General features: G+C 70.7%; 10 protein-coding genes. 9 read left to right on the top strand and 1 reads right to left on the bottom strand.

All coding sequences use genetic code 11. The features are described 5' to 3' along the window. Nucleotides 1–94 precede the first annotated feature (94 nt). The 6 genes from rlmN to AS029_RS13255 all read left to right on the top strand — a co-directional run bounded on the left by rlmN (nt 95) and on the right by AS029_RS13255 (nt 7,349). Nucleotides 95–1,408 (top strand): dual-specificity RNA methyltransferase RlmN, encoded by a 1,314-nt coding sequence (gene rlmN, locus AS029_RS13280; protein WP_175456664.1) that lies wholly within the window; start codon nt 95–97, stop codon nt 1,406–1,408. Between the two features lie 231 nt (nt 1,409–1,639). Continuing rightward, on the top strand, nt 1,640–2,515 hold the full coding sequence (locus AS029_RS13275; protein WP_058233060.1) for an ABC transporter ATP-binding protein: 876 nt from the start codon (nt 1,640–1,642) through the stop codon (nt 2,513–2,515). Continuing rightward, on the top strand, nt 2,512–3,315 hold the full coding sequence (locus AS029_RS13270; protein WP_058233059.1) for an ABC transporter permease: 804 nt from the start codon (nt 2,512–2,514) through the stop codon (nt 3,313–3,315). Before AS029_RS13275 ends, AS029_RS13270 begins: the two co-directional genes overlap by 4 nt. A 350-nt stretch (nt 3,316–3,665) precedes the next feature. Further along, a complete protein-coding gene (locus tag AS029_RS13265; protein WP_058233058.1) occupies nt 3,666–4,679 on the top strand; it encodes an aldo/keto reductase family protein in 1,014 nt (337 codons plus the stop codon). A gap of 454 nt (nt 4,680–5,133) precedes the next feature. Further along, complete coding sequence (locus AS029_RS13260; protein WP_058233057.1) at nt 5,134–6,873, top strand: DUF4407 domain-containing protein; 1,740 nt, start codon at nt 5,134–5,136, stop codon at nt 6,871–6,873. Beyond that, nucleotides 6,873–7,349 (top strand): NUDIX hydrolase, encoded by a 477-nt coding sequence (locus tag AS029_RS13255; protein ID WP_058233056.1) that lies wholly within the window; start codon nt 6,873–6,875, stop codon nt 7,347–7,349. The genes AS029_RS13260 and AS029_RS13255 overlap by 1 nt, the downstream gene beginning before the upstream one ends. Before the next feature lie 300 nt (nt 7,350–7,649). Here AS029_RS13255 and AS029_RS13250 read toward each other — a convergent pair whose 3' ends face one another. After that, nucleotides 7,650–8,621 carry a zinc-binding dehydrogenase gene (locus AS029_RS13250; protein WP_058233055.1) on the bottom strand — a complete coding sequence of 324 codons (972 nt, stop codon included), beginning with the start codon at nt 8,619–8,621 and terminating at the stop codon, nt 7,650–7,652. Nucleotides 8,622–8,864: 243 nt separating this feature from the next. On the opposite strand from AS029_RS13250, the gene AS029_RS13245 reads away from it, so the two are divergent. The 3 genes from AS029_RS13245 (at nt 8,865) to AS029_RS13235 (ending at nt 11,785) form a co-directional block, all read left to right on the top strand. Next, the gene (locus AS029_RS13245) at nt 8,865–9,452 is read left to right on the top strand and encodes a TetR/AcrR family transcriptional regulator (RefSeq protein WP_058233054.1); all 588 of its coding nucleotides are present in this window, start codon (nt 8,865–8,867) and stop codon (nt 9,450–9,452) included. A 180-nt stretch (nt 9,453–9,632) separates the two neighbouring features. Beyond that, nucleotides 9,633–10,262 carry a GntR family transcriptional regulator gene (locus tag AS029_RS13240; RefSeq protein ID WP_058233053.1) on the top strand — a complete coding sequence of 210 codons (630 nt, stop codon included), beginning with the start codon at nt 9,633–9,635 and terminating at the stop codon, nt 10,260–10,262. Next, entirely contained in the window at nt 10,259–11,785 is a 1,527-nt protein-coding gene (locus tag AS029_RS13235) for an MmgE/PrpD family protein (RefSeq protein WP_058233052.1), read from the top strand. Before AS029_RS13240 ends, AS029_RS13235 begins: the two co-directional genes overlap by 4 nt. The last annotated feature ends 37 nt before the right edge of the window (nt 11,786–11,822 follow it).

Here is an 11,822-nt window from a genome sequence, read left to right as displayed (position 1 = left end):
GCTTCGCGAGGTGCGGAAGCGACGAAGATTGGCGACTCACGCGCGAGGGACGCGCCCAGCCGCAGCGCAGGCGCGCGCCGGTACCCTGGAAACCATGACTGATCAGCCCCCCGTGCGCTCCACCACGCCCCGGCAGGCGCGCCCCGCGGGGGCGCCGGCCGACACGGCCGTCCGCGAGACGAAGCCGAAAGACACCGGCATCCGCCAGGTCCGTCCGAAGACCGAAGGCTGGCAGCAGGCCAAAGACGAGTCCGGTCGCCCGCTGCTGCAGTTCGCCAGCCCCAAGCGCGGCAAGCCGCCCGTGCACCTCGCCGACATGACCGCCGCCGAGCGCGTCGAGAAGGTGAAGGAGCTGGGCCTGCCCGGCTTCCGCGCGAAGCAGCTCGAGAAGCACTACTTCACGCACTACACGAGCGACGCCGCCGACATGACCGACCTGCCGGCATCCGGTCGCGAAGAGCTCGTCGCCGGGATGCTGCCGCCGCTGCTCACCGAGGTGCGACGGCTCGAGACCGACCGCGGTGACACCATCAAGTTCCTCTGGAAGCTGCACGACGGCGCGCTCGTGGAGTCGGTGCTCATGCGCTACCCCGGCCGCATCACGCTGTGCGTGTCTTCGCAGGCCGGGTGCGGCATGAACTGCCCGTTCTGCGCGACCGGGCAGGCGGGGCTCACCCGCAACATGTCGGCGGCCGAGATCGTCGAGCAGATCGTGCGCGCCAACGCCCTCATCGCCGCCGGTGGTCTCGGCGGCAAGAAGCGCGACGACCACTCGCTCGATCGGGTCTCGAACATCGTGTTCATGGGCATGGGCGAACCGCTCGCCAACTACGCCCGCGTCATGCAGGCCGTGCGCGTGATGGTCGACAAGGAGCACGGCCTCGGCATGAGCGCCCGCGGTATCACCGTCTCGACGGTCGGCCTGGTGCCGGCGATCAAGAAGCTCGCCGACGAGGACATCCCGGTGACCTTCGCCCTGTCGCTCCACGCGCCCGACGACGGCCTGCGCGACGAGCTGATCCCCGTGAACTCGCGCTGGAAGGTCGACGAGGCCCTGGATGCCGCCCGCGCGTACTTCGACAAGACCGGGCGTCGCGTCTCGATCGAATATGCCCTGATCAAGGACATGAACGACCACGCCTGGCGTGCCGACCTGCTGGCCGACAAGCTCAACGCCCGCGGACGCGGCTGGGTGCACGTGAACCCCATTCCGCTGAACCCGACGCCGGGCTCGATCTGGACGGCATCCGAGGTGCCCGTGCAGAACGAGTTCGTGCGACGCCTGAACGACGCCGGCATCCCGACGACCCTGCGCGACACCCGCGGCAAGGAGATCGACGGCGCGTGCGGTCAGCTCGTCGCGACCGAAGAGGACGAGGTCGCCGCGGCGGCGACGCCGGTCAGCTGAGTCTCCGGCCTCGCCGCGAACGGGCTGAATGCGCGGCCGTCGCTCGAGGCGGCGCGGCGCGACCCGGCGTGCGGCCCCGTTCAAACGCGATCGGCGTGCAGAAACGCTCTCTCCTCGCGTTTTCGCGGGCGGATCGCGTTTCTGCGTGACCGATCCGATCTGCGACAGCGGGATGTCGAACACGCCGGTTCCGAGTTCCGGTCAGCGTCCCGCCCCGCCAGACTGAGCCGCATGAGCGAATTCGTCGTGCGGGTCCAGGATCTGCGCAAGACCTACCGGGGCGGTCTCGAGGCGCTGCGCGGGGTGTCGTTCGACATCCGCCGCGGTGAGACGTTCGCGCTGCTGGGCCCCAACGGCGCCGGCAAGAGCACGGTCATCGAGATCCTCGAGGGCTACCGCGACCGCACGAGCGGTGACGTCAGCGTGCTCGGCGTCGACCCGCACCGCGGGGGCCTGGACTGGAAGGCGCGGCTCGGCATCGTGCTGCAGAACACCGGCGAAGCGCCGACGGCGACCGTGCGGGAGCTGCTCTCGCACTTCGCTTCGTTCTACCCGCGGCCCCGCGACGTCGACGAGGTCATCGCCGCCGTCGGGCTGACCGAGAAGGCGAAGGTTTCGGTGCGCAAGCTCTCGGGCGGGCAGCGCCGCCGCGTCGATGTCGCCCTCGGCATCGTCGGACGCCCCGAACTGCTGTTCCTCGACGAGCCCACGACCGGCTTCGACCCCGAGGTCCGGCGGCAGTTCTGGGACCTCATCCGCACCCTGCAGGCCGAGGGGACGACGATCCTGCTGACCACGCACTATCTCGACGAGGCCGCCGAGCTGGCGGAGCGCGCGGCGATCCTCGTCGGCGGGGAGGTGGCATCCGTCGGGCGTATCGAAGAGCTCGGGGGACCGGACGCCCGCGTGCCCGTCGTGCGGTGGCGCGAGGGTGACACGGTGCGCGAGCGGCGCACCGAGAATCCCGGGGCGGTGGTGGCGGAGCTGTACGGACGGCTCGGCGAACCGTCGCGGCTCGAGGTGGTGCGACCGAGCCTCGAAGACGTGTACCTGTCGTTCCTCGGTGACGAGGCGCGCCGCACCACCGCGGCGGGGGGCCTCGCATGAGCCGCATGCTGCGGCTCGGCGCCGCGCGCATCGCCTTCGAGGTGCGCTCATACTTCCGCCAGGGCGACTCGGTGTTCTTCACCTTTCTGTTCCCCGTGATGATCCTGCTGATCTTCGCCGTCGCCTTCGACGCGCAGACCTTCGGCCCGCCCGGAGAAGAAGTGGATGCCGCGCAGTTCTACCTTCCCGCGATGCTCGCCGCCGGCGTGCTGCTGTCGGGCCTGCAGAACATGTCGATCAACATCGCGATGGAACGCAGCGATGGCACGCTCAAGCGTCTCGGCGGGACGCCGCTGAGCCCGGTGTCGTACTTCATCGGCAAGCTCGGTCAGGTGCTGGTCACCGGCTTCCTGCAGTCGGTGCTGCTGATCGTCGTGGCCGCGGTGTTCTTCGGCGTGCCGCTGCCGACCGAGCCGGAGCGCTGGCTGACCCTCGCGTGGGTGTTCCTGCTCGGCGTCACCACGTGCGCGATCCTCGGCATCGGCCTGTCGGCGCTGCCGCGCACGGGCCGCAGCGCCACGGGCGTCGTCATCCCGATCGTGCTGCTGCTGCAGTTCATCTCGGGCGTCTACATCAACTTCGCCGCCCTGCCCGAGTGGCTGCAGAACGTCGCGAGCGTCTTCCCGTTGAAGTGGCTCGCGCAGGGGTTCCGGTCGGTGTTCCTGCCGGAGGGGTTCGCGGATGCCGAGCCCTCGGGCTCGTGGGAGCACCCGATGATCGTGCTGGTCACGCTGATCTGGCTGGTGGTGGGCCTGGCGGTGGTGCGGGCGACGTTCCGCTGGATCCGCAAGGACGCCTGAGGTGCGGCGTCGACATTCCCGACGGAGAAACGCTCTTTGCGGGAGGAAACGCCTTCTTGGCGCGTTTCTTCCGGCGGATCGCGTTTATCGGTGGGGGGGGGAACGGATGCCGCGGCCCCGGTGTCGGAGAAACGCTCTTCGCGGGAGGAAACGCCTTCTCCGCGCGTTTCTTCCGGCGGATCGCGTTTATCGGTGGGGGGGGGAACGGATGCCGCGGCCCCGGTGTCGGAGAAACGCTCTTCGCGGGAGGAAACGCCTTCTCCGCGCGTTTCTTCCGGCGGATCGCGTTTATCGGTGGGGGGAACGGATGCCGCGGCCCCGGTGTCGGAGGGGAGGGTTAGCGTGGAGGGATGGTCGGTTATCGCTACCTCGGAAACAGTGGATTCAAGATCTCGGAGATCACGCTCGGCAACTGGGTGACGCACGGCTCGCAGGTCGGTGACGACGCCGCGATCAAGACGGTGCATGCGGCGCTCGACGCGGGCATCACCACGTTCGACACGGCCGACACCTACGCCAACACGGCGGCCGAGACGGTGCTCGGCAAGGCCCTCGAGGGTCAGCGCCGCGAGTCGCTCGAGATCTTCACGAAGGTCTACTTCCCCACCGGGCCGATGGGCCCCAACGACACCGGTCTGAGCCGCAAGCACATCATGGACTCCATCAACGGGTCGCTGAAGCGTCTGGGCACCGACTACGTCGACCTCTACCAGGCGCACCGCTTCGACTACGAGACGCCGCTCGAAGAGACATTCCAGGCCTTCGCCGACGTCGTGCGACAGGGCAAGGCCCTCTACATCGGTGTCTCGGAGTGGACCGCCGAGCAGTTGCGCGAGGGCCACGCGCTGGCGAAGCAGCTCGGCATCCAGCTCATCTCGAACCAGCCGCAGTACTCCATGCTGTGGCGCGTGATCGAGGGCAAGGTCGTGCCGACCAGTGAAGAGCTCGGCATCTCGCAGATCGTCTGGTCGCCGATGGCGCAGGGCGTGCTCAGCGGCAAGTACCTTCCCGGGCAGCCGGTGCCCGAGGGCTCGCGCGCGACCGACGAGAAGAGCGGCGCCACCTTCATCAAGCGGTTCCTGCGCGACGAGACGCTCGAGGCCGTGCGGCGCCTCAAGCCCATCGCCGACGAGGCGGGTCTCGGCATGCCGCAGCTCGCGATCGCGTGGGTGCTGCAGAACCCCAACATCGCCGCCGCGCTCGTCGGCGCCTCGCGTCCCGAGCAGCTTGCCGACACCGTGAAGGCGTCGGGCGTGACCCTGGATGCCGACACCCTCGCCGCCATCGACGAGGCCCTCGGTGACGAGGTGTTCTCCGACCCCGAGAACACCTACGAGGTCTCGCCCAAGCAGCGACTCGTCTGACGCGGTTCGTCATGGCGAGCCCGGCGTTCGCGCCGGGTCCGCTGTGGCATGTCCAGCAGGGCACGATCGGCGCGGCGCGACGGTCGATGTCGCGCCGCGCGGCGCGACGGTCGATGTCGCGCGCGGCCAGACCGCGTCGGATTGCCGAGAGCGCGTCAGGTCGCCGCGACCGCGTCCGTGTCGGGGATGGCGAGGACGCACCCGTTCGCGGAGACCGCATGCGATTGCGTCCTCTTGCGCGCGTCCTCGCCGAACGGGTACGTCCTCGCCGAACGCGTGCGTCCTCGCCGAACGGGTGTGTCCTCGCCGAACGGGTGTGTCCTCGATGAACGGCTTCGTCCTCGACGAATGTCCACGGGCCGCGGAGCTGACTCGGCGGGGTTGCCCGCGGCCGCTCGGCCGCGCCTCAGGTACCGCTCAGGAGCGGGCAGGGAGCGCGTCGTACCCTGTGCGAATGTCCTTTTCCGCTCACCGGCCCGGCCGTTTCGGCTCCGACGGCCGCATCGAGTTCACGACGGACGAGGAACGCGAGCAGTATCTCGACGACATCCTCGCCGCGCAGAACGCGGCGAAACCCGACGCCGCGACGCACGACCACACCTCTCAGCCGTGGGGCGCGCCGTCTGCCGACGACGAGCCGCGCGACCCGTTCCTCGACGACGACACCGTCTATCTCGACCGCGACCCGGCCGCGCCCCGCGCCGGCGATGAAACCCCGCGCCCCGACCGGGCCGACGACGAGACCCCGCGCCTCGACCGCGACCGCGACGAGACACTGCGCCTCGACCGGGCCGACGACGAGACACTGCGCCTCGACCGGGTCGACGACGAAACCCTGCGCCTCGACCGGGTCGACGACGAGACCCCGGGCGCCGAGACCGACGCGCCGCGACCCGAGCTGGCGCCGACCCCCGTGGCATCCGGACCCCGCGAAGCGCGCCTGCGCCGGCACGACCCGCGTCGTCCGAGCCTGTCGCTGATCCGCCGCATGGCCGTGCTCGGCGGTGCCGATAATGACGTGCTCGACGAGGTGCCCGAAGAGGTGCCGCGCTTCGTGCAGATGTTCCTGGTGCTGGCGGGAACGGCGCTCGTCTCGGCACTGTCGATGATGTTCGCGCTGCTGACCGGCGTGCGCGTCAGCATCTTCCTGGCGATCCCGCTCGCGCTCGTGTGGGGTCTGATCATCTTCAACCTCGACCGCTTCCTCACCTCGACGATGCGCTCGACCAAGAACCTCTTCCGGCTGCTCGGCCTCGCCCTGCCCCGCGTCATCATGGCCGCGCTGATCGGCGTCGTCGTGGCCGAGCCACTCGTGCTGCAGATCTTCCAGAACGACATCACCCGCGAGGTCAACTCCACCAACGTCACGCAGGCGCTGAGCGACCAGGATGCCGTCACCAACGGCCCCGAGAAGCAGGCGCTCGACGCGGCGACGGCGCAGGTCTCAGCGCTCGAGAACCAGGCGGCAACCGGCATCGTGACCGGAACGTCGTCGACGTCGGCCGAATCCGCCGCCGCCCAGCAGACCGTGGATCAGCTCACGCAGCAGCTCGCCGCGCAGCAGACCGTGATCGATCAGGCGCGCGCGGTCTACCAGTGCGAGCTGACCGGCCAGGGTGCCGGCACGGTTCCCGGCTGCACGGGCCTCGCGGGCGAGGGCGCGAGCTCCGACGCCGCACAGGCGCAGTTGCAGCAGGCGCAGTCGGCGTACGACTCGCTCTCGGCGCAGCTGCAGCAGGCGCAGTCCACCCTCGCCGCTGCCAACACCGCGGGCACCGAGGCCGCGGCATCCACCGCCGACGCCAATAAGCAGCAGGCCGAAGACCAGCTGCCCGCGGCGCGGACGCAGTACGAGGCGGCTCTTGCCGCGTACAACGCGCGGGCCGAATCCGTCGCCGACGGCAACGCCGGGGCGGTGGGCCTGCTGAGCCAGATCACGGCGCTCGAACGCCTGTCGGATCGCGAGCCGGTGCTGCGATGGGCGCACTACCTGATCGCCGCGCTGTTCTTCATGATCGAGCTGCTGCCCGTGCTCGTGAAGGTGCTCACCGGGTTCGGCGGACCCTCGCTGTACGAGAAGGCCGAGAAGATGCGTGGCCAGATCGCCCTCGACCGGGTGACGGCCCGCACCTACCGCAAGCGCGCCGACATCATCGCCGACGAGGCGAACCGCGTTCCCGCGACCGTCGCCTGATGGTCGTGTGGAGCGCGGGACTCCTGCTGTACCGGCTGACGCCGGAACCGCAGGTGTTCATCGCGCACATGGGCGGGCCGTTCTGGGCCAAGAAGGACGCGGCGGCGTGGTCGATCCCCAAGGGCGAGTACGACCCCGACACGGAGGGCGCCCTGGATGCCGCCCGCCGCGAGTTCCGCGAAGAGCTCGGCGTCGAACCGCCCGAGGTGGAGTGGGCCGAGCTCGGCACCTTCACGTACTCCAGTGGCAAGAAGGTGGTGGTGTTCACGGGCGACGGCGCCGGGTTCACGGCATCCGGGTTCGTGTTCGGGGAGTTCGAGATGGAATGGCCGCCCCGCTCGGGGGCCCGCGCGTCGTTCCCCGAGGTCGACCGCGCCGAGTGGATGAGCCTGGACGCCGCCCGCGAGGCGCTGGTGAAGGGCCAGCGCCCCGCGATCGACGCGCTCGCCGCGGCGCTCAAGGCTCTGCCCGGCTGATCGGCCCCCGCTCTGGGCGGTGCCGGTGCCGGTGCCGTGCGGCGCCGCGGGGCGCGTGCACAACGCAGGAAACTCCGGGGGCGGTGCCGCGTGTTCCCGGGGTGGGCGGTGCCGCGGCTGTGGTTTTTCCTGCGTTGTGCACGGGCGCGGGTGTCGGGCTGCGCCGTGCCGGGGTGGGCGCCGGGCGGCGCCCGACGCGTGCACAACGCAGGAAACCCCGGAGTCGGTGCCCCGTGTTTCCGGGGGCGGTCGGTGCCGCGGGCGTGGCTTTTCCTGCGTTGTGCCCGACCCCCGCTCGGCTTACGGGCGCAGCAGCACCTTGCCCACGCGGGGCGAGTCGCTCGCGGTGACCGCCTCGACGATGTCGTCGAGACCGAAGGTCGCCGCAACGGGCAGCGTCACGGTGCCGTCGGCGAGGTAACGCGACAGCTCTGCGAACAGGGCGCCGCGGGTGTCGGCATCCATCGTCTTGCTGACGACGCTGCCCCAGAAGCCCTTCACGGTGGCCTGACGGAAGATGAGGTCGCCGGCACCGAGCTCGAGCTTGCCCGCGCCCATCGACCCGAAGATCACCAGGGTGCCGTTCTCGCTGAGCAGCGAGAGCACCTGGCCGGCCGCAGGTCCGCCCACGGAGTCGACGCCCGCGACGATCTTCGCCCCGTCGGCGAGGGCGAGGGCCTTGTCGCGCCAGTCGTCGGCGTCGGTCGAGACGACGTTGTCGATGCCCTGCTCGGCGAGCTCGGCGACCGCGCTCTGACGGCGCACGAGACCGATGACATGGATGCCGCGGGCCTTCGCGATCTGCGCGACCATGCGCCCCACGGCACCGTTGGCGGTGTTCTGCACGATCCAGTCGCCGGCCTTCAGGTCGAGCGAGTGCAGCAGGCTGATGGCGCTGAAGGGCATCGCCACCAGCTGTGCGGCGACCTCGTCGGACAGGGCGTCGGAGACGGGGATGAGGCCGGCGGCGGGGGCCACGACGTACTCCGACCAGACGCCGAACGTGCCGCCGGTGGCGACGCGCTGGCCGATCTCGAGCGAGACGCCCTCGCCGACGGCATCCACGACGCCCACCGCTTCGGTGCCGGCGCGGGCGGGGAGTTCGGGCTTGAAGCCGTAGGTGCCGCGGATCGTCCACAGGTCGTGGTTGTGGATGGGCGAGAGGGTGACGCGCAGGCGCACCTCGCCGGGGCCGGGGGTCGGGGTCTCGACCTCTTCGACGCCGAGGACGTCGGCCGGCTCGCCGAACTCGTGGTGGATGATCGCGCGCATGGTTCCTCCTGTGGTTATTTTGTAACGACCGGTCTAATATAGACCCCGTGCTGGTGAATGCAACCGGGAGGAGCGTGCGGCCTCCGAGGGGTTCGGTGGCCTCGACAGGCGCAGCCACCAGTGCCGGAAGCCCTGCGGCCTCCGAAGGGTTCGGTGGCTTCGACAGGCTCAGCCCCCTGTCGGATGCCCCTGAGCTCGTCGAAGGGTCCGGGACGCGCACGACAACCGAGAGGAACGCACAGCATGGGCAGGACGCCGAGCTTCGAACGCTCCGTCGTCGTCGACGCCGCGCGCGACGTGTTCTGGCGCCGCGGGTACGCCGAGGCGGGCATCGCGGAGCTCGAAGAGGCCACCGGCCTCACCCGTTCGAGCATCTACAATGCCTTCGGCAGCAAGCGCGGACTCTTCGACGCCGTGCTCGCCGCCTATCTCGACGACGTCGTGCGCACGCGCCTGCGCCCGCTGGGCGGGGGAGACCCCGGCGCGCTCGAGGCGTACGTCGCCGAGATGCGCGACGCGATCGCCGCCGACACCCCCCGCGCCCGGCTCGGCTGCCTGCTGCTGAACGCGGGCTCCTCGCCGCTGGCGAGCGACGACGCCGAGGTGCGCGCCCTCGTCTCGGGGTACGCGGCCGAGATGCGCGCCGCGATCCGCGCGGCCGTCGCCGATCGGCGTCCCGATCTGACCCCGGATGCCGTGGACGCGCTCGCCGCGGTCTGCGCCTCGCTCGTGGTGGCCGGCCTCACCCTCGCCCGCGCCGACCGCGATGCGGCGCTGGCGACGTTGGCATCCATCCCGACGACCCTGCACTCCTGGGGTCGCTTCGCGTGAGAGGTCACACTTCGTCGCCCAGGACGCGCGGAGGCGACAGGAACTGACCCCTCACGCGAGTGTGAGCGCCGGGGCGGGGGGTCGTGGCTGTGTATACCCAGGCCGCAAGTCGGCGGTCAGACTCCCCGAGCAGCGCCCTCAGTGCATACACTGGGAGGGCGGACACGAGGGAGGTGCGGCATGCGGGCGAGTGAGCGCGCGTACGCGACCCTCCTCGACGAGATCCAGACCGGTGCCCTCGCGCCCGGCACCGTGCTCGGCGAGGTCGAGCAGTCGACGCGCCTCGGGGTCAGTCGCACACCGCTGCGCGAGGCTCTGCGCCGGTTGGCATCCGACGGTCTGGTCGTGCAGGCCTCTGCGCGAGTCACGGTCGTGGCGGGGATCGACGCCGACGACATCCGGGCGCTCTTCGAGCTGCGGCAGGCCCTCGAGACGCAGGCCGCCCGCAACGCCGCCCGCCGGGGCGATCGCCGGGCATTCGACGAGCTCGCGGACGAGTTCGCCGCGGCCGACCTGACCGATGCCGACACCTACTACGCCCTCATCGGGCGATTCGACGCGGCCGTGGACGCCGCCGTCGACAACCCGTATCTCTCCGCGGCCCTGCGCAGCGTCCGTACGCACCTCGTTCGCGTGCGCCGCATGGCCCGGTTCAACCCCCTTCGCCTCTCGGCCTCGGCCGGGGAGCATGGATTGATCGCGCGAGCGATCGGCGCCGGCGACCCCGAACTCGCCGCCCACGCCACCCACGTGCACCTGCACAACGCCCTCACCACCATCCTCGAAGCCCTCACGGAGGACCCCTCATGACGATCACCCACCACGTGCGCGTGCACCGCAGCGACGAGAACCTCGCCCGCGAGGGCCAGCTCGCCTGGGCCCTCGCGCGCGTCGCGGTCGACCCGGTCGCGGTCGACGACGACGTGGTCGACATGATCGTCAACCGCCTCATCGACAACGCCGCCGTCGCCGCCGCCTCGATCACGCGTCAGCCCGTGAGCGCGGCGCGTCAGCAGGCCCTCGACCACGCCGTGTCGATCGGCGGACCCGGCGCCACGGTCTTCGGCTGCCTGCTCGAGCGCCGCACGAGCCCCGAGTGGGCCGCGTGGGCCAACGGCGTGGCCGTCCGCGAACTCGACTACCACGACACCTTCCTCGCGGCGGACTACTCGCACCCGGGTGACAACATCCCGCCCGTGCTCGCGGTCGCCCAGCACACCGGCCGTGACGGCGCCGCCCTCGTGCGTGCGCTGGCGACGGCGTACGAGATCCAGATCGACCTCGTGCGCGCGATCAGCCTGCACAAGCACAAGATCGACCACGTCGCCCACCTCGGCCCGGCCGCCGCCGCCGGCATCGGCACCCTGCTCGACCTCGACCAGGAGACGATCTACCAGGCCATCGGCCAGGCTCTCCACACCACCACCGCCACCCGCCAATCGCGCAAGGGCGCGATCTCGACCTGGAAGGCGCACGCCCCCGCGTTCGCCGGCAAGACGGCGATCGAAGCCGTCGATCGTGCGATGCGCGGCGAGACCAGCCCCTCGCCGATCTACGAGGGCGAGGACGGCGTGATCGCCTGGATGCTCGACGGCCCCGACGCCTCGTACGACGTGCCGCTCCCCGGCGACGGCGAGAGCAAGCGCGGCATCCTCGACTCGTACACGAAGGAGCACTCGGCCGAGTACCAGGCGCAGGCGTGGATCGACCTGGCCCGCCGGCTCGGCACGGAGCGCCCCGATCTACGCGACCCCGCGAACGTGGCATCCATCGTCCTTCACACCAGCCACCACACCCACTACGTGATCGGCTCGGGCGCGAACGACCCCCAGAAGTACGACCCCACCGCTTCGCGCGAGACGCTCGACCACTCGATCCCGTACATCTTCGCCGTCGCGCTGCAGGACGGCGCCTGGCACCACGTCGACTCCTACGCCCCCGAGCGCGCGGGCCGCCCCGACACCGTCGAGTTGTGGCGCAAGGTCACCACGGCGGAGGATGCCGAGTGGACGCGCCGCTATCACTCCGAAGACCCGAACGAGAAGGCGTTCGGCGGCCGCGTGGTGATCACGCTGACCGACGGCTCGACCGTGGAGGACGAGATCGCCGTCGCCGACGCCCACCCGCTCGGCGCCCGGCCGTTCGCGCGCGAGGACTACATCCGCAAGTTCCGCACGCTCGCCGAGCCCGTGCTGCTGCCCGACGAGATCGAGCGCTTCCTCGAGCTCGTGCAGCGCCTGCCGGAGCTGACGCCCGCCGAGGTCATGCAGCTCACGATCGTCGCGAAGCCCGGCGTGCTGGCGCTGGCGCCGGCGCCGAAGGGGTTGTTCTGATGCTGCGGGCGTGCCTGACTCCGGAACTTTCCACGGC

The sequence above is a fragment of the Microbacterium enclense genome (assembly GCF_001456955.1).
Taxonomy (GTDB): domain Bacteria; phylum Actinomycetota; class Actinomycetes; order Actinomycetales; family Microbacteriaceae; genus Microbacterium; species Microbacterium enclense.
Note: the sequence above shows the minus strand (reverse complement) of the source record. Positions and strands in the feature narration are given on the sequence as shown.